The organism is Brevibacillus gelatini, assembly GCF_050920745.1.
In the GTDB taxonomy this organism is placed as follows: Bacteria; Bacillota; Bacilli; order Brevibacillales; family Brevibacillaceae; genus Brevibacillus; species Brevibacillus gelatini.
Genome location: NZ_CP154342.1, coordinates 1,120,120 through 1,137,926, shown reverse-complemented (window position 1 = coordinate 1,137,926; position 17,807 = coordinate 1,120,120). Strand labels below are relative to the sequence as shown.

Here is a 17,807-nt window from a genome sequence, read left to right as displayed (position 1 = left end):
CTCCTTCATCGTCCAATACAGGTCTGCATCATCATATCACAGCGCCTGCGCCCCTCGCAAATAGGAGAAAAATCTAAAGTTTGCTGTTCTCCAGATGGTGCCTCATTCTCTCAACCGCGACATTGACATCGCCTGCGCGGATTGCCTCCATGATTCCGCGGTGCTCTTCCAGCGCCATGCGCGCCCTGCCTTCCCGCGACAGCGACTCCGTCCGCACGCTGTTGCTGTACTCTACCAGCGGCGTCCAGATGCGGTGTAGGATGGAATTGCGGCTGGAGCGGCAGATCACGCGATGAAACTGATAGTCTTCCTCTGTCGGAACCTCGCCTCTATCTACCCTCTCTTGGGCAATGGCGAGAATCCGTTCCATCTCTTCAAAATGCTTCGCGGTTGCCCGTCTACAGGCGAGGCGAACAGCGTCGATCTCCAGCATTTTGCGCATTTCGATCAAGTCCTTCTTGGTTTTTGTATCCCGTAGGATAAAAAAGCCAAGAATATCGATCAGACGGTTGTGCCGATAATGCCTGAGAAAGGTACCTTCCCCACGGCGTGTCTCGATGAGGCCGAGCAGTTCCAGGGCGCGGAGAGCTTCGCGCACAGAGGATCGTCCTGCTCCCAACTTCTCGGAGAGCTCTCTCTCTGACGGGAGCTTGTCACCAGGCCGCAAGTTTTGCTCCTGAATGATTTCGTGAAGTTGCAGGAGAATGCCTTCGTAAACCTTTCGATCTTGAGTGGAGTCGAGCACAATGACCCTCCTTATTGCTGCTACTGGTGAAGTGAAGCACCCTCCACATATTCACGTCCGATACAGGTGCTCGTGGAGGGTGTTTGACTGCACTTCCCTTACACTTTTTGGTAGGAAATAGCTGCCAGACTGGCTGTTTTCTCTTTTACTTCTTCCGGATCGACGGTGATGCGGGCTACGCCGCTTTCCATCGCCGCTTTGGCTACGGCTGCTGCCACGTTTGGAGCAACACGCGGATCGAACGGAGCAGGGATTACTTTTTCAGCAGAAAGTTCTTCCGGCGAGATCAGGTCCGCAATGGCATAGACGGCTGCCAGCTTCATCTCTTCGTTGATCTCGGTCGCGCGCGTATCGAGCGCTCCGCGGAAAATGCCCGGGAAGGCGAGGACGTTGTTCACCTGGTTCGGGAAGTCGGAACGGCCTGTACCGACAACCGCTGCGCCCGCCGCTTTTGCCTCTTCCGGCATGATCTCCGGAGTCGGGTTCGCCATGGCGAAGATGATCGGATCGCGGTTCATGGAGCGAACCATTTCCGGAGTGACGGCACCTGCGACAGACACGCCGATAAATACGTCTGCCCCTTTCATCGCATCTGCCAGATCACCTTGCAGCTTGCTGCGGTTTGTGATTTTCGCCATTTCTTCTTTTACCGGGTTCATTCCGTAGGTGCGGCCTTCGTACACGATGCCTTTTGTATCGACCATGATGACTTCTTTTACGCCCATGGAAATCAAAAGTTTCATGATTGCGATACCTGCCGCACCCGCACCGTTCGCTACCACGCGGATGTCCTCCAGCTTTTTGCCCACCACGCGCAGGGCGTTAATCAGACCTGCTGCCGTCACGATGGCCGTACCGTGCTGGTCGTCATGGAAGATTGGGATGTTCGTCTCACGCTTCAGGCGCTCTTCCACCTCGAAGCATGCAGGAGCTGCGATGTCTTCGAGGTTCACGCCGCCAAAAGTCGGCTCAAGCAGCTTCACTGTCTCCACGATTTTGTCCACGTCGGTTGTGTTCAGGCAGATCGGGAATGCATCCACACCTGCGAACGATTTGAACAGCACCGCTTTCCCTTCCATAACCGGCATGGCGGCTTCCGGACCGATGTTGCCGAGGCCGAGCACGGCAGTACCGTCGCTCACGACCGCAACAAGGTTGCCTTTCATCGTGTAATCGTAAACTTTGGACTTGTCGTCGAAAATGTCTTTGCAAGGTTCAGCTACGCCAGGAGAATAAGCCAAGCTCAGGTCGTGCGCATTGCGAACAGGAACCTTTGTCACCGCCTCCAGCTTCCCTTTATTTTTTCGATGAAGTTCCAGTGCTTCCTCTCTCAGATTAGACATCTTAACCCACTCCATTTCACGATAATCTTTCTATGATTGCTTGTACAGCCTCTTTAATACTTAAAAGCCCTAAGTGGTCTGACCACTTATTGAGTTATGAGTTCACTATATAGCAAAAACTATTATCCTGTAAACCTGCCGAAAACGGCGAAAAAGGGAGGACATTCCTCATCCTCCCCTGTTTATTGGCAATTCTTTCGGAATTACGCTGTCACGTCCCACAATATCTCGCGCTTGCTCCAAAAATGACTCGTCCACCTCTACCCGAATGTCGTCGGGAAGGCGAATTGTCTGTCTTTTTCCTTCGTAGAACAAAATCACAGGAATCGTTCCTTTTTTTTCGACAAACAGCCGTTGCAGGCGCGTAAGTGTCGAATCGTGCTCCTGCCGGGCCGTTATTTTGACAAACAGAACCGTTTCTGTCGTCGGTGCAGGCAGCGTCTCGGCATCCCAAAAACGCGAAGCGATCAGCTTCACCGTATCCTCCTGATGGTCTACCCGCGCTTCGACCACGACGATGCGCTCCTTGCCCAGAAGCGGTCCGTACTTCGCAAACACCTGCGGAAACACGACCAGCTCGACGGGCATCGTTTTGTCCTCCAGCGTGAGGAATGCCATCGGGTCGCCTTTTTTCGTCTGGATGCGCTTTTCCTCGGTAATCATGCCGAACACCTTGACCGTTTTGTCGCGGGCTACCTCGCCGAGAGCGGAGATGGCCGTCACTTCCGGGCGGGCAGCCACATGGGCGTACTGGTCGAGCGGATGCCCCGAGATGTAGACGCCGATCAACTCGCGCTCTTCTTTCAACTGCTGGGCGCGTGAAAGCGGCGGCACCTCCGGGTATTCCGCAGGGTCCCGTGGCGGGGCAGACTGCTCCTCTCCGGCAAACAGGTTGAGCTGGTTGGCGTCCCGCTCCACACGTTTTGCGTTGGCCTTGCCCACGGCTTCATCAAGCAAAAGCAGCAACTGGCTGCGATGGCCAGGCAGCGAGTCCAGGGCTCCGCACAAAGTCAACGACTCGACCACCCGTCTGTTCACGAGCCGCGCATCCACTCTGGCGCAAAAATCGAACACGTCCCGATACGGCCGGACGGCGCGCTCCTTGACGATGGACTCGATCGCACCGTAGCCGACGTTTTTCACGGCGGCAAGCCCAAAGCGGATCGCATCGTCTTCTACCGTAAAGTACGCGGCGCTCTTGTTGACGTCCGGGCCAAGCACGCGCAGGCCAAGACGGCGCGCTTCCTCCGTGTACTCGGCGATCCTCGTCTGCGAGCCGATGGACAGCGACAAAAGCGCGGCCATGAAGGCGAGCGGATAGGTCGCTTTCAAGTACGCCATCTGGTAGGCGATGATCGCGTAGGCGACGGAGTGGGCCTTGTTGAAGCCGTAATCGGCGAAGCGCACGATCAGGTCGTACACCTGGTTGCCCAGTTCTTCCCCGTAGCCTTGGCGGACGCAGCCTTCCACGAATTTTTCCCGCTGCTCGGCCAATAGCTCGCGTTTTTTCTTGCCGACTGCCCGGCGCAAAATATCGGCCTCGCCCAGGCTGAAGCCAGCGAGCGTGGACGAAATCTGCATGATCTGCTCCTGGTAGATCATAAAGCCGTGCGTCTCGCGCAAAATCGGTTCCAGAACCGGATGGGCGTACCGGACTTTGCTCTGGCCGTGCTTGGCGGCAATGTACTGCGGAATGATCTCCATCGGCCCCGGACGGTACAGGGCGAGCACGGCGATGATGTCATCCAGGCTGGTCGGCTTCAAGTCGCGAAGCACTTGACGCATCCCGCCCGACTCCAACTGAAATACGCCTGTCGTCTCGCCGCGCGACAGCATGCGGAACGTTTTCGTATCGTCTGTCGGAATGGTTTCCAGATCAAGCTCAATCCCTTGCTCCGCGAGGTGGCGGAGTGTCTCCTGAATGATCGTCAGGTTGCGCAGCCCGAGAAAATCCATTTTCAACAGGCCGACTTCCTCCAAAATCTCCATCGGATACTGGGTGAGCGCCAGCCCTTCGCTGCCAGTTTGCAGCGGCACGTAGCTGGTCAACGGCTCACGCGAGATGACGACTCCCGCCGCATGGGTGGAAGCGTGGCGGGGCAAGCCTTCCACGCCTTTTGCGGTCGCGATCAGAAGGTCGGCTTGCTTGTTCTCGGCACACAGCTTGCCGATTTCCGGATTGAGCTGCATGGCACGGTCAATCGTCATCCCCGGCGATTGCGGAATCATTTTGGCCACGCGGTCGACAAGCCCAAGCGACAGCCCGAGTGCCCGGCCAACGTCGCGCACCGCCGCGCGAGCCGCCATCGTCCCGAATGTGATAATCTGAGCGACGCGGTCGTGACCGTACTTTTTCGCCACGTAATGGATCACTTCATCGCGCCGCTCCACGGAAAAGTCAATATCAATGTCCGGCATCGTCACCCGCTCGGGATTGAGAAACCGTTCAAAGAGCAGGTTGAAGCGGAGCGGATCGACGTTCGTAATTTTCAGCGCGTAGGCGACAAGGCTGCCCGCAGCAGAGCCCCGGCCCGGCCCGGTCGGAATGCCGTGCTCGTGGGCGTAGCGCATGAAGTCCCACACGATCAGGAAGTAGTCGGTAAAGCCCGTTCCGGTAATGATCGACAGCTCGTGGTCGAGCCGCTCCCGGATTTGCGGCGTTATTTCCCCGTAGCGCTCGCGGCAGCCTTGCTCGCAGAGCGAACGCAAATATTGCGCCGAATCCTGTCCGGCAGGCAGGGGAAATTTCGGCAAAATGTGCGCGCCAAACGACAGCTCCACGCTGCATCTGTCGGCGATCCTGACCGTATTTTCCAGCGCCTCGGGCACGTAGGCGAAGGCTGCTGCCATCTCCTCGCCGCTTTTCAAATAGTATTGGTCCGTTTCATAGCGAAAACGGTTTTCCTCATCAATCGTTTTGCCTTCCTTGATCGCGAGCAGAATGTCGTGCTGACGATGCTCGTTTTGCATCACGTAGTGCACGTTGTTCGTCGCAACGAGCGGAATGCCTGTCTCCTGGCTGAGCTTGACCAGACGGGCATTGAGTCTGCGCTCGCTCTCCAGGCCGTGGTCGGCCAGCTCCAAAAAGTAATTCGCTTCGCCGAACACGCGCCGATGCCACAGGGCCGCTTCCCGCGCCGCCTGCGCTTCGCCCGCGAGCAAAAGCTGCGCGACTTCGCCGTGCTGACAGCCGCTTAGCGCTATCAGCCCTGCGGCGTGACGGGCGAGCACTTCTTTGTTCACGCGCGGGATGATGTAGTTTCCTTCCGTATTGGCGACTGTCGCCAGCTTGAGCAGGTTGCGGTAGCCCGTTTCGTTTTCGGCCAGTACGATCAAATGGTGCGGGGCAGGCGCATTGCGCACGCGATCCTGCAAGTTGCCTTCGATCACGTACAGCTCCATCCCGATGATCGGCTTGATCTGCGCTTCCCGGCAAGCTTTATAAAAAGGGACAGCCCCGTACAGGTTGGCGTGATCGGTAATCGCCAGCGCGCGCATGCCCAGCTCCTGCGCACGCGCCACCAGGGCCTCGATCCTCGCCGCTCCGTCCAGCAGGCTGTACTCTGTATGAACGTGCAAATGGACAAAGGAGGTCATCTGCTTCCTTCCTCTCCTGTTTTCCGATTCGATTCGTTTTCGTCGCTTTCTCTATCATTATACCGAAAGTAAGGGGAATGCGGGGAAACAAGAACAAATGTTCTTTCTTGAATTTGACCTTTCTTGCTTTGATTTGGTAGGATAATACCAGATTTGTTCGAAAGGATGAAGCCATCTATGTGGTCGGCCTTTTATTTGACCGGCGTTCTCGCTTCACTCGTAGCCAGCGTCTATTTCAGCATCCACGCGCGCAGACGCGGCATCCATCCGCTGGAATCGCGAATGACGCTTGGCAAAATGAATATTGCCCTCGGCATTCTCGTATCTCTGTTCGGCCTCAACCAGTTTACGTTTGATACGCTCGATACCATCCGCATCGTGGTCGCCATCGTCATGCTGATCGTCGGCGCGATCAACCTGTTTTTGGGAACCCGCAACTTTTTGCACTATCGCAGCGCCTGGCGGGCAGAATTGAAAAAAGGCATTTGAGCGCTAAAAAAGCATGGGAACAAACGGATTGTTCGGCATGCTTTTTTTTGCGGGAAAAGAAAAAGCAGGTGTAAAAGAGCGGCTCTTTCAACCTGCTGGAAATCGCTTTCCTGAATTGCCAATGGTTTGCCATGGCTAAATACAATCTGTTCTCGTTATAATCAGCTTGTGTGACATTCTATTGTTTCAGACAACCTGAGCGAAGTGCCGACGGTTGTCCTTTTTTATGCCCTTTTTGCATGGAAATGGTTTCCGGCTAACGCAAATCTTCTGCCTTGGCCCACATTTCCTCGGGGTTCAGCTCGTAGATGCCGTTTTCCCGATACATGTAGTGGTTCATGACAAATTCCCGGCGGATCGTCGCGTAATCTTCGTGGAACTGGCGGATGTAGTCGTTGATCTCCTGCTCCTTGTATTTGCGACCGTGCTTCAATCCCCGGACCATGTATTCGAACACGATCAGCTTTTTCTTGCGCTGGGACGGGATTTGCTTCAGCTTGCCATCCGGAGTGAAGAAGCTTTTGATTACGTGCAAATGTTCTGCTGCCATTTGGGCCCTCCTCTGATCGTTGTTTTCCTCCACTTGCGCAAACAGCGCTTCTTCGCTGCCGACCTTCGCCCGTTCGAGCACGTTCAATATGGCTTGGCTCTGCCGCTTCATGTTGGCTTCGTGCAGGTAAAAGTAGATCGTATTTTTGTCCCGCCGCTCGTAAACGATCCCTGCCTCCCGCAGCTTCGCCATATGATGCGTAATCGTGGGCGGCGTCACGCCGAGCTTGCCAGCCAACGCCTGCCCGTGCAAAGGTCCGTTCGCCAAAATCGCAAGAATGCGCACCCGCGTCGGATCGCCCAACGCTTTGTAAAAGGTGACGAGTTTATCCAGTTGCATCGGGATGCTCCTTTCTTTTTGGGACAGATATGCGCATTTAATTAGACTGTTTTCTAATTAGATGGTAATGAAATATTTTTGGTTTGTCAATGTGGGAAGACGTTCTTCGGGTTCCTCTCAGAAGCTGTTCGGGTGAACGGGGCTTTTTCCAAGTGTGAAAAAGTGCTCAGTACAGTTCTGTAGCAGTAGTCGGAAAAACGAACTAGTTTGTCTACGCCAGAACTTTTAACGACCAGGCTCTCTACCTGTCCGTGTAGCTGCTACAAAGTATTTAACCCCGGCCACACAGAGAAGAATATTTCCGGACGCCGCGACTCGCGAAGTCCCACCCAGCGGAGCAGGGATTCGCGGGAATTAGAAACGCAACCCTGCCTCAACTTCGAAGCGACACCACTTTTGCGTTTCCCCGCGAATCCCTGCGGAGCGGACAGTCCCCGCTTCCCTGCAGGACGTAGACCGGAGCATAGTCCGGAAATATTCTTCTCTCCCCCGACGGCCCCGATTTAAAAACATAAAAAGGACAGCCCCATACATAAAGGGACTGCCCCCAAAAACTCAACAGTTATCAGTTATCAGCTATCACCGATCAACAATCTGCGCCGTAATCATCGCCTGCCCAACAAGCTGCTCGCCATGGTAAACCGAAACATCCACCTTCCCGAAACGACGACTAATATCCAACAGCCGCGGCTGCACCCGAATGCTGCTCTCCATCTGCACCGGCTTCAAAAAGTAAACCGTAATATTCTCCGGCACCATATCCCCCCGACGATGCTGACGCAGCAAATTACAAGCCGCTTCCACCATCACCGTCGTCATGATTCCGCTCGCAATCGTCCCCAGATGATTTGTCATCTGCGGAGTAACGTCGCCCACATAGGCCAGCTCGTCAGCCTGACGCTCTTCGCGGAAATGAGACATAATCAGGTTTGGGAATGTTTCGCTCATTTGCGGCTGCTTCGCCGTAAACTGGAGCGCTTTCAACACGTCGTTGCGGCTCAGCACGCCCACCAGCTTACGATGATTGTCCACGACCGGCAACAGCTCGATCCCTTCCCACACCATCATGTGCGCCGAAGAGGCGACAGACACGCGCGGAGAAGTCGTGATCGGATTTTTCGTCATCACCTTGTCAATCGTCGCCGTCTGATCGTGGCCGATAATATCCTTCGAAGTCACAATCCCGATCAGCCGCATTTGCTCATCGACGACCGGAAAGCGCGTGTCCTGGTAAAGCTCCGTGTACTGATGCCATTTGGCGACCGTATCGCTCGGCAAAAGCACCGGCGTCTCTGCCAGCGGCTTCAGCACATCCTCCACCATGACGATTTCTTTTTTAATCAAGCGATCGTAAATCGCCCGGTTAATCATCGAGGCGACCGTAAACGAATCGTAGCTGGACGAAATAATCGGCAAAGCCAGCCGATCCGCGAGCTGCTTGACTTCCTCGCTCGTATCGAAGCCGCCTGTAATCAGTACGGCTGCGCCCTGCTGCAAGGCAATTTTGTGCGCCTGATAGCGGTTCCCGACGATCAGCAGGCTGCCCGCATCAATGTAGCGCATCATCGCTTCCAACTGCATCGCGCCGATCACGAATTTGTTCAAAGTCTTGTGCAGCCCTTCCCGTCCGCCCAGCACATGGCCGTCGACGATGTTGACCACCTCGGCAAACGTCAGCCGCTCTATGTTTTCCTTTTGCTTCTTCTCGATTCTCACTGTGCCGACACGTTCGATGGTGCTTACGTATCCTTGTGTTTCCGCTTCCTTGATTGCGCGGTAGGCCGTACCTTCACTCACATCCAGGTCTTTGGCGATCTGCCGCACAGAAATCTTTGAACCGATCGGAAGGCGATCAATATGCTGCAAGATTTGTTCATGCTTCGTTGCCATATTGCAACTCCCCCTCCCTGGTCTTCATCCGTTCCAATGTACGCACGCTCCTTCGACCAATATACCCGAAGGCGCGGCAAAAAAAAAGGGTAGCTTTTTTCAAGCTACCGTTCAGAAAGTATATCATTAAGGGGGTTTTCATCGTGCTTTTATCATACCCAAGGAATATTACAGGATTATTACAAGGCGGTTACAGTTTCTTTTCAGTTTTCCTATCCCAGCCAGCCTGCCAAAAGCCCCTGGACAAGCCCGATGATCCCGCCTAACACAAAGCCAAGTATCGTAATCATGCGAAACTCTTTTCCCGAGATGCCTACGACCATTTCTTCGATTCTTTCAATCGGGAAGCTCTCAACCTGTCTCGTCACAATATCGCGGATCGCCAGGCGGGAAAAAATGCGTTCCACGTTTTGCTGCAGCGATTCTACCATCCATTTTGCCAGGCGTGGGATCAGATTCACTTGCACCGTCTCCTGAATGGGCGCGGTCAGGCGCGACAGCGGCTCATCGACCAGCCGCAGGCTATGTTCCTCGATTTTGGCAAAAAGCGCCCGCGACCAGCCGTCGATCTGCTCGCGGCCAAGCCAGGCCACCAGTTCCCCGACGTTTTTGTCCAGCAGCCGCTCCGCTTCCTTGCGCAAAAACTGCTGCAAGCGTCCGGCGAGCTCCGGGCTTTGCAAAAGGTCGTCGAGTGCCGGGAGAATTTTGCCGATGATTTTGTCGTCGCCGAGAAACATGCCGACCAGCCCGCCAAACATGCCCCCGCCGCCACCGAGCATGCTCCTGACCATGCCTTGCAAGGTCTGCTGCCCTTCCGGCGAGTGCAGATAGCCGCGCAAACGGTCCATGAGCAGTTGGCTGACCGTTGCAAACGCGGCATCCAGGCGTTCTTGTCCGGCATGCGGGAGCAGTTCGCGCAGCTTTGTTTCTTCATATTGACGAAGCAGTTGTTGGACAAAAGCTTCCCATTTCTCCTGCACCGGAGCGCGCACGCCCTCCTTCCAGCCCCCGTCCTCCGTGAACAGATCGGGAACAACGGCAAGCAAAGCCTGACGCAAGGTACGCTCGTCCGCCATCCAGTTCATCGCCAGATTGTTCATCCAGCCTGCCAGCGTGTTCTCCAGGTTGCCCTGGACGAGCGCGCGCCTGACGCCCTCTGTCGTCAGCAAATGCTCTTCCACCAACCTGCCCATTTGTATCGCGATGTCATCCCGTCTTCTCGGGATCAAACCAGGGGTAAACGGCACCTTCCAACGGCCGATATACCAAGGTTTGAGCGGGCGGAAAAGCATGCGGATGGCCAGTTCATTCGTAACGCCGCCAATGACAGAACCGACGGCAATATTCACTAATACTATCCACGAATTCATAATTCCTTACAACCTTTCTTCTGTGCATGGCACCAATCGATTTGGCTGCTCATACCATAGACTAACTTTATGCCTGATGGGAAGGGGATAGCCATGTCTTACGTTCCAACCATCGTCGTCGGATACGAGCCAAAGACGGAAGTAGACCTTTACCTGCCCCAGGCGCAGATGCGCAAATGGAATCTTTCTTCACCCACAGCTACTGTCCAATTCGGAAACAAAACGGTTCGCGCCCACATCAGCGGCATAGATCGCAGCGGCCAGACACTCATCCGTCCCTCCGTAGCCGGGTCGCTTCTCCTGCCTACAGGTGTTCCTCTGCTGCTCCGCTACGACGCGGACCAACAAACGCTTGTTTTCGGGCCGTATGTAGGGATTCTCGTATCCTCTTACCATGCCCAGTTTACGCAATCCCCGTTTGGACCGCTGTCTCCTTTTTTCAACGAGGTAGCCGATATTTGCCGCAAACGCGGAGGAATCATCTGCGCATTCCGGCTTCAGGATGTCAACTGGGATGCCGGCATCGTGCGCGGTCTTGTTCGGCGAGGAGGAGTATGGCGCCAAAAAGTGCTGCCGCTGCCCCAATGTATCTACAACCGCCTCGTCTCCCGCCAGCGGGAGCGCAGCGAGCAGATGGCGAATTGGCTGCAGCGCTGCAAGGAAGCCAACATTCCCTTCTTCAACGAACGTTTTCTGAACAAGTGGCACGTGCATTCCGCTCTGCAAAATCAGGCAGGCGCCGCGGAGCATCTTCCGGCCATGGTTCGCTTTTCGGGCATGGAAGACTTGCGGATGATGCTGTCTACGTATCGCACTGTTTATGCAAAACCGGCGAATGGAAGCATGGGGCGAGGGATTATCCGGCTGCGCCGAACGCAGGAGGGGTACCATCTCGCCCGCCCAGGCGGGTTTGGCAAAACGTTTTCCAGCATAACCGGCTTGCACCAGTATTTGCACAAACAGACAAAAGGCAAACCTTATTTGCTGCAGCAAGGTTTACCGTTGATCGGCTTGCACGGCCGTCCGACTGATTTTCGCGTGCTGGTGCAAAAAAATCGCGCAGGCGAGTGGGCCGTCACGTCCATGGTTGCCCGTTTGGGATTGAATCGCATCGTTTCGAATATATCCAGAGGCGGCCAGATGATGACGCCCCTCCAGGCTCTGCGTGTATGTGGACCTTGGGCCAGTTCCGTTCGCCCTTCTCCAGCCAGGTTAAGGGAAGTGGCCCTGAAGCTGTCCGTCCTGCTTGAAGAAGCACTGCCCGGCCATTACGCAGAATTCGGCGTCGATCTCGGCGTGGATGTCCGCGGACAGGTGTGGCTTTTGGAGGTGAACAGCAAGCCTTCCAAAACGACCAATACCATTCCTTTGCCTGAAGGTGTGGAAGTCCCGCCCCGCCGCGCCCGTCCTTCCGTCGTACGCTTGCTGGAATACTCATCGTACCTCAGTGGCTTTCCCCGGACAGCCAGAGCGAAACCAAGGGCGACAGCAGGAAGATCCAAAAGCAAGAAATACAGGCGAAGGTGACCCACATGAGAGCAGGTGCGAGAAGTCTTGGCATCATGACCCGTTGCCAAGGCTCCCATTTTGTAGACAAAGGGTATTACAAAAAGCTGACGCTGTACGGACGCAAGCGCGGCATTCGCGTCTTTGTGTTCTCGCCGCGTCAGGTTGACTTTTCCTCACGAACGGTCAAAGGCTTCGAATACCGCAACGGATCCTGGCAAGCAGATGTGTTCCCGCTCCCCGCCCTGATCTATGACCGGTGTTTCGTAGGCCCGTCTTACCGCCACTATAAACCATTTGTGGAAAAGTTGCAAAACGATCGCCACATTACCTTTTTGGGGCACGGCCTGTCCGGGAAGTGGCAAGTTCACCAAATGCTGTCCAAGTCGCCGCTCCTGTCTTCCTTTTTGCCGCCGACCGAAATTCTTTCGTTTCCCACTTTTCACGACATGCTGCAAAAGTACGGAGCTGTCGTCATCAAGCCCATGGCGGGAACGCACGGAATCGGTGTCGTGCGCATCAGGGAGACGAAGAGCGGCTATGAGGCGACCGGACGGAACCGGGAAAATCGGCCGTTTCGCAAACAGATACGGGATACCGCCGGGCTGAAAACGTTTGTCGCCTCGTTCACCTCCGGGCGCAAATTCCTTGTACAGCCCTATCTCAAGCTGCATACTCCGGATGGCACCCCTTTTGACGTCAGGGTGCTCGTGCAAAAAAATGGGCAAGGTGACTGGGAGACGACAGGCAAGGCTGTTCGCCTTGGCGACAGGCGAAGCATCACCTCCAACCTGCACGGGGGAGGCAAGGCAGAGCCGCTCTCCGCGTTTTTGGCCCGGCATTTCAGACCTGCCGCCAAGTTGCGAATCGAGCAGACGATCAACCAGGTCGCACAGGAATTGCCGCGCTTTTTGGAGGAATGCCACGGCAGACTTGTCGAGCTGGGAATCGACGTCGGCATCGACACGGCAGGAAATGTCTGGATTATCGAGGTCAACAGCAGGCCAGGACGGACTGTTTTTCGCTTGATTGACGACCCGGTCGCCAAGCACCACTCCATAACCCAGCCCGTTCGATACGCCCACTATCTCATGAAAGAGCGCGTAGGAGGTTACTAAGCATGGAAACGTTCAGAATGCGGCTTCGCTTCCTTTCCAATCCCCATGTCAGCGGGATCATCCTGCCGGCTCATCTCTTCACCAAGCTGCAGCTGCGCCATCGCCAAAAAATTACAGTCATGCTGGGCAAAAAGGAAGTCGTCGCAACCGTACTGCAAGACAAGCGAAATCCTGATTCCAATATTATCAAAGTGACCACACTGCTTCAGTCCGAGCTGGGCATCCCGCACGGCGGTTTGATCCAGCTCAAGAAGGAAGATTCGGCGCTCCGAATCGGTCCGGCGATCGGCATCGTCACCACAGGCATTCGCAAGGACCCGCGGCAGCCGATTGGCCAGCGCACTTCTTTTTTCTACAAGCTGCTGCAGGCACAGGAAGGCAAAGGCGTCTTTTACTTTATTTTCTCCCCGCACGACGTGGACTGGAGCACCAATACGGTCAACGCCTGGTTTTTGCGCAAGAGCAAGGCAGGCGGCTACTTCTGGAAAAAAATCGTCACCGCCATGCCGGATGTCGTCTACGACCGGATTCCTTCCCGCTCGGCAGAAAAGCACGAAGCAGTGCGGGAATTCAAATACAGGCTCGCCAGCTATCCGAACTTGCCGATGTTCAACCAGGGCTTTTTCAACAAGTGGGGAGTCCACCAGCTTCTCTATCCGAATCCGGAGGTCAACGAGCACATCCCGGAAACGTACACGTCCCCAACGCTTGTGACTGTGCGGAATCTGCTGCGCAAATACCCGATTGTTTATTTGAAGCCGAAAAACGGCAGCCTTGGCTACGGCATCGTGAAAGTCACCAAACAGCCAGGCGGCGGCTATACCGCCTCGTATCACAACGGCAGCGGCAACGTGAAGCGGCAGTTTTCCAAGCTGTCCAGCCTGTACCAGCACGTGTTCCGCAGCCGAAGGGTAAGCAACTACCTGGCGCAGCAAGGCATCCCGCTCAAAACGTTCCACGGACGCCCGTTTGATTTCCGCGTTCATTTGCACAAAAACCAGCAAAACGAATGGGTAGTGTCCTGCACGGCCGCCAAAGTAGCCGGCTCCGGCAGTGTGACAACGCACGTCCGCACGGGCGGTACCGTCATTCCCGGAGACGAACTGCTCCTCCAGCTGTACGGAAGGCAAAAAGCGCTGATGGCTGAGCGAATCAGCGAGGCCTCCATCCGCATTGCCAAAGCAATCGAGCAGGCAAAAGGCATCGACCTTGGCGAATTGGGACTGGACATGGGCATCGACATCCACGGCCACGTCTGGATGTTCGAGGCAAACTCCAAGCCAGGCCGCTCCATCTTCAAGCACGCCCGGCTCAAGCAGGCCGATCAGGAGTCCCGCAAGCTTCTCGTCGACTACAGTTGTTATTTGGCCAATTTCTAGGCGAAAGACAGACAGCACCATTTTTCAGGAAGGAGGAACACCCATGCTTCAGCAGCGCTCCGGGTGGCTGACCATCCTCCCCAGCGGCAAATGGTTCATCCAGCTACCACGGCAAGCTCTCGGCAAACGGTCGCCAAAGAAACTGTTCGCAAGCCTTGGTCCGTTTTCGCATCACAAAAGAGTGTATGCGGGCTTGCCCACGATGCAGCCAGGGCGGTTTCGAACGCGGATTAACTGGAAAATGATGAACGACTCGCTAAAGCTTGGCCCTCTGATTGGCATCCTGACCGTTGGCGAGGGCGCAGCGTTTTTGGGAAATCGCGAGAACTTCAAGGACATCTCGCAATCCGGCAGGCGTTGGGGGGCACTTGTGTACGTCTTCACGCCCCAGGGCATCAACTGGGAGAAAAAGAAGGTTCGCGGCTATTTGTACAATCAGAAGCAAAATCTGTGGCAGGAAGTCGTTCTTCCCTTCCCGCACGTCGTCTACAACCGCATCCCCACCCGCAGGGCCGAGCAGCGTCCCGAAGTCAAAAGAACGTTGGCCCGCATCCACGAAATGCCCAACGTCACCTTGTTCAATCGCTGCTTTTTTGACAAGCAGGAGCTTTTTTCCATGCTGAAAAAGTACCCCGAGGTGCAAATGTATTTGCCGGAGACGAAAAAGCTCGATACGCTCGCCCGCTTCAAATGCTTTTGCACCGAGCATCGCTTCGTCTACCTCAAGCCGGTGCGCGGCAAAGCCGGAGAAGGGATCATGCGGGTCGAATACAAAAACAACGGCTGGCGGCTTCAACGGCTCAAGGAACAAAAGGCCGTCACGCGGCGCTTTTCCAATCTGGACGATCTGTGGAAGCACGTGAAAAGCCACATCCGGCAGCAGCAGTACATCATGCAGCAGGGGATACGCAGGGCGCGCTTCAACGGCAAGCCTTTTGACGTGCGGGTACTCGTGCAGAAAAACGGCCGCGGCGAATGGAGCGTAACCGGCGTCGGCATCAGGCGCTCCGGCTCGCAAAGCATTACCACGCACGTCCCGCGCGGCGGTTCCATCCACTCCCTGTCTTCTGTTCTCCAGACTTTGTTCAAGGCTGATCCGGAAAGGATGGAACAAAAGATTCACCAGGCAGCGCTTGCCATCGCCAGAACCTTGAACGAGGAGATCGAAGACCTGGCCGAAATGTCGATGGATCTCGGCCTTACGGAAGACGGCAGTCTGTGGTTCTTTGAAGCGAACGCCAAGCCGGAGAAGTTCGATGAGCCTTCGATCAGGCGCTTGTCTTTGTCCAATCTCATCCACTACGCCCAGTACGTGTCCAGACTGCAAAACGGGCGTGAAGCTGCAGCAGGGTAATATCCATGAAATAAACGTTGAAATACGTGATCTTGCCTCCGCAGGCATTAGCTGAATCTTTGGCCACTTTGGTGAGGTTTGCCCGTCAGGAAGGAGATCGGCGCATCACCAGACACGCGATTGACTGGTTTTCGCGTCTGACCCCTGAGCTGCTTTCCAAAAAAGATTCCAGTGTCGCTCTGGCCATGAACGGGAAACGCGTCGTTGGCTTGTTCGCCGTTTCTCGTTGTGGACTGGGTCAGTCCTTCCTGGTTGTAGATAAACGCTACCGCAACCGGGGAATCGGCAAAGCGCTGACGACCCTCATCTGTCAGCGCCTGCCCAAACTGTACGTGCGCGTAGCTCTCGATAATGAGGCAAGTCTTGCCCTTTTTCGAACCATGGGCTTTACGCCTGTCAAAGCGAGTATCGGGCCAACGGGAAAACCTACGCTCTGGCTCGCTTTCGGCCATTGGAATCCCGCCGATTTGCAGGAACATGTCGGATAATGTCCGGCATGTTTTTTGCCATATTCCCTTCGTTTTCTTTACTAATGCGAATTCTCTGGCTTCATCCAAACCGTGCATGAGTTCCCCTTCCTTGGTAAAAATACTCTGCAGGAGGTGGTCTTACCCATGACCAATACAAACAACAACAACAACAACAACAGCAACAACCAAATGCAATCCCAACCACAATTCCTTGGAGCGATGACCCCTGCCAGCGCAATGCTTCAGCCAGGCTTCGCCGGAACAAACGTTCAGGAGGTGCAGTACTGGAACCATGGCGGACATGCCCAATCCGTCGGGACTCCTACATACGGCATGACTTCCGGCGGCGGAATGAGCGGCGCCCAATCGATCTTCTCGCCGGGCTTTGCAGGCACCAACGCCCAGGAAGTGCGCCAGCAAAACCATAGCTATCAGACTGCGCAGCAGCAAGGCTACGGCCAGCAACAAGCGTATGGCCAACAGCAGCAACAACAAGCGTATATGCCAAACCAGGCGTTCAACGCGATCATGCATCAATCCAGCGGTTATGCACAGCAGCAGCCTTCCTCCACTCAAGGCTACGGAGTGGGCATAGGCTCGATCTTCTCTCCTGGCTTCGCGGGCACAAACGCGCAGGAAGTGCGTCAGCAAAATCAGCCTGGTTCCGGGGGCTATCAAGGTTTTGCAGGCCAAATGCAGCCGTATGCGCAAGCCACTTATCCGCCAGCGCTGACAGGCAGCATTTTCTCTCCTGGCTTTGCCCATACAAACGTCCAGGAAGTGCGCCAGCATAACCAAAACAGCGGCTTCGGCTCTTCGCTCCCGCAAGGCGGCTACGGCATCCCGGCGCAATATGGCCAGCAGCAACAACAGGTTCAGCAATATCAACAACCGCTCGGCCAGGGGGTCAACTCGATCTTTTCACCTGGCTTTGCGGGCACAAACGTTCAGGAAGTACGCCAACTGAACACACCAGGCCAGACAACTCCGCACACTGGCTCCATCTTCCCTGGCAGCTACTGACAAGTCGCCGGGCAACGGCTTCGCCATGCCTTTTGACTTGACTGCAGGCAAAAAAAGCGTGACCATCTGCTGACGGTCACGCTTTTTCACTTGCAGACAACTGACGCTGTTCCTCGATCGCGGCAAACAAGGCATGCAGCTCGGCCAGACTCGACTCGTCCACTGTAAAAGTGAAGCCGTCGAACGCGTAGGCATCCTGTTCGACTCCTGGACAAGACCAGCCGGAGCCGACAGCGGCAAACTGGGCAGCGACACACGCCTCTGTCTGCTCCAGCTGCCCGCGTACGGCTACATGTCGTTCCAGCTCGGCCCGAAATTTTTCCATCACGAGTGCCAGCCGCTCATCCTGCCGGGCCAGCCGATAGAGAGCCAGCTCGATTTGCAGCCAGCACGTCACGTAAAAATGAAATTCCAAAAACAACGTTGTCAGCGCTGCTCGCAGCGGTCGGTCATCCCCGCTGGCCTGCATCTGCTCCCAGCAAGCGTACGCCTCCCGCTTTTTTTCCTGGATCAGGTCGTAGTGGCTGACAGCCCCGCGGTAAAACTTGCGAACCACATTGTACAGCATCTCAGGCGTGCGAGACGGAAGACCTCTGTATCTGTTTGGCACATCGCGCATGTATCGTTCCCCTCT

General features: G+C 55.4%; 14 protein-coding genes. 7 read left to right on the top strand and 7 right to left on the bottom strand.

Annotation, left to right across the window (positions count from 1 at the left end):
• Positions 1-73: 73 nt before the first annotated feature.
• The 3 genes from AAFJ72_RS05775 to AAFJ72_RS05765 form a co-directional block, all read right to left on the bottom strand.
• Positions 74-745, bottom strand: coding sequence for a FadR/GntR family transcriptional regulator (locus AAFJ72_RS05775; protein ID WP_432776396.1), 672 nt, complete (start codon positions 743-745; stop codon positions 74-76).
• A gap of 98 nt (positions 746-843) precedes the next feature.
• Positions 844-2,088: an NAD(P)-dependent malic enzyme gene (locus AAFJ72_RS05770; RefSeq protein WP_432776395.1), complete on the bottom strand. Its 1,245-nt coding sequence runs from the start codon at positions 2,086-2,088 to the stop codon at positions 844-846.
• A gap of 168 nt (positions 2,089-2,256) precedes the next feature.
• Positions 2,257-5,685 (bottom strand): DNA polymerase III subunit alpha, encoded by a 3,429-nt coding sequence (locus AAFJ72_RS05765; protein WP_432776394.1) that lies wholly within the window; start codon positions 5,683-5,685, stop codon positions 2,257-2,259.
• 177 nt (positions 5,686-5,862) lie between these two features.
• On the opposite strand from AAFJ72_RS05765, the gene AAFJ72_RS05760 reads away from it, so the two are divergent.
• A complete protein-coding gene (locus tag AAFJ72_RS05760; protein WP_122904783.1) occupies positions 5,863-6,174 on the top strand; it encodes a YtpI family protein in 312 nt (103 codons plus the stop codon).
• A gap of 256 nt (positions 6,175-6,430) precedes the next feature.
• Here the strand turns inward: AAFJ72_RS05760 and AAFJ72_RS05755 are convergent, their stop codons facing one another.
• The 3 genes from AAFJ72_RS05755 to AAFJ72_RS05745 form a co-directional block, all read right to left on the bottom strand.
• The gene (locus AAFJ72_RS05755; protein WP_432776393.1) at positions 6,431-7,063 is read right to left on the bottom strand and encodes a metalloregulator ArsR/SmtB family transcription factor; all 633 of its coding nucleotides are present in this window, start codon (positions 7,061-7,063) and stop codon (positions 6,431-6,433) included.
• Positions 7,064-7,642: 579 nt separating this feature from the next.
• Positions 7,643-8,953 (bottom strand): DRTGG domain-containing protein, encoded by a 1,311-nt coding sequence (locus AAFJ72_RS05750; protein ID WP_432776392.1) that lies wholly within the window; start codon positions 8,951-8,953, stop codon positions 7,643-7,645.
• A 212-nt stretch (positions 8,954-9,165) separates the two neighbouring features.
• Complete coding sequence (locus tag AAFJ72_RS05745; protein ID WP_432776391.1) at positions 9,166-10,323, bottom strand: DUF445 domain-containing protein; 1,158 nt, start codon at positions 10,321-10,323, stop codon at positions 9,166-9,168.
• Between the two features lie 93 nt (positions 10,324-10,416).
• On the opposite strand from AAFJ72_RS05745, the gene AAFJ72_RS05740 reads away from it, so the two are divergent.
• The 6 genes from AAFJ72_RS05740 to AAFJ72_RS05715 all read left to right on the top strand — a co-directional run bounded on the left by AAFJ72_RS05740 (position 10,417) and on the right by AAFJ72_RS05715 (position 17,173).
• Positions 10,417-11,850 carry a YheC/YheD family protein gene (locus AAFJ72_RS05740; RefSeq protein ID WP_432776390.1) on the top strand — a complete coding sequence of 478 codons (1,434 nt, stop codon included), beginning with the start codon at positions 10,417-10,419 and terminating at the stop codon, positions 11,848-11,850.
• Positions 11,851-11,855: 5 nt separating this feature from the next.
• Entirely contained in the window at positions 11,856-12,947 is a 1,092-nt protein-coding gene (locus AAFJ72_RS05735; protein WP_432776389.1) for a YheC/YheD family protein, read from the top strand.
• A gap of 2 nt (positions 12,948-12,949) precedes the next feature.
• Complete coding sequence (locus AAFJ72_RS05730) at positions 12,950-14,326, top strand: YheC/YheD family protein (protein WP_122904777.1); 1,377 nt, start codon at positions 12,950-12,952, stop codon at positions 14,324-14,326.
• A gap of 43 nt (positions 14,327-14,369) precedes the next feature.
• Positions 14,370-15,680 (top strand): YheC/YheD family protein, encoded by a 1,311-nt coding sequence (locus tag AAFJ72_RS05725; protein ID WP_432776388.1) that lies wholly within the window; start codon positions 14,370-14,372, stop codon positions 15,678-15,680.
• Positions 15,681-15,706: 26 nt separating this feature from the next.
• Positions 15,707-16,168 carry an N-acetyltransferase family protein gene (locus AAFJ72_RS05720; RefSeq protein ID WP_432777153.1) on the top strand — a complete coding sequence of 154 codons (462 nt, stop codon included), beginning with the start codon at positions 15,707-15,709 and terminating at the stop codon, positions 16,166-16,168.
• Positions 16,169-16,294: 126 nt separating this feature from the next.
• Positions 16,295-17,173, top strand: coding sequence for a hypothetical protein (locus AAFJ72_RS05715; protein ID WP_432776387.1), 879 nt, complete (start codon positions 16,295-16,297; stop codon positions 17,171-17,173).
• Between the two features lie 76 nt (positions 17,174-17,249).
• Here the strand turns inward: AAFJ72_RS05715 and AAFJ72_RS05710 are convergent, their stop codons facing one another.
• Positions 17,250-17,792, bottom strand: a complete 543-nt coding sequence (locus tag AAFJ72_RS05710) for a hypothetical protein (protein ID WP_432776386.1) — start codon at positions 17,790-17,792, stop codon at positions 17,250-17,252.
• Between the last annotated feature and the right edge of the window lie 15 nt (positions 17,793-17,807).

What these genes read in the sequence shown, in the direction of transcription:
- AAFJ72_RS05770 (WP_432776395.1), bottom strand. Translation starts at nt 2,088, where the DNA reads ATGTCTAATCTGAGAGAGGAAGCACTGGAACTTCATCGAAAAAATAAA.
- AAFJ72_RS05765 (WP_432776394.1), bottom strand. Translation starts at nt 5,685, where the DNA reads ATGACCTCCTTTGTCCATTTGCACGTTCATACAGAGTACAGCCTGCTG.
- AAFJ72_RS05760 (WP_122904783.1), top strand. Translation starts at nt 5,863, where the DNA reads ATGTGGTCGGCCTTTTATTTGACCGGCGTTCTCGCTTCACTCGTAGCC.
- AAFJ72_RS05755 (WP_432776393.1), bottom strand. Translation starts at nt 7,063, where the DNA reads ATGCAACTGGATAAACTCGTCACCTTTTACAAAGCGTTGGGCGATCCG.
- AAFJ72_RS05750 (WP_432776392.1), bottom strand. Translation starts at nt 8,953, where the DNA reads ATGGCAACGAAGCATGAACAAATCTTGCAGCATATTGATCGCCTTCCG.
- AAFJ72_RS05745 (WP_432776391.1), bottom strand. Translation starts at nt 10,323, where the DNA reads ATGAATTCGTGGATAGTATTAGTGAATATTGCCGTCGGTTCTGTCATT.
- AAFJ72_RS05740 (WP_432776390.1), top strand. Translation starts at nt 10,417, where the DNA reads ATGTCTTACGTTCCAACCATCGTCGTCGGATACGAGCCAAAGACGGAA.
- AAFJ72_RS05735 (WP_432776389.1), top strand. Translation starts at nt 11,856, where the DNA reads ATGAGAGCAGGTGCGAGAAGTCTTGGCATCATGACCCGTTGCCAAGGC.
- AAFJ72_RS05730 (WP_122904777.1), top strand. Translation starts at nt 12,950, where the DNA reads ATGGAAACGTTCAGAATGCGGCTTCGCTTCCTTTCCAATCCCCATGTC.
- AAFJ72_RS05725 (WP_432776388.1), top strand. Translation starts at nt 14,370, where the DNA reads ATGCTTCAGCAGCGCTCCGGGTGGCTGACCATCCTCCCCAGCGGCAAA.
- AAFJ72_RS05715 (WP_432776387.1), top strand. Translation starts at nt 16,295, where the DNA reads ATGACCAATACAAACAACAACAACAACAACAACAGCAACAACCAAATG.
- AAFJ72_RS05710 (WP_432776386.1), bottom strand. Translation starts at nt 17,792, where the DNA reads ATGCGCGATGTGCCAAACAGATACAGAGGTCTTCCGTCTCGCACGCCT.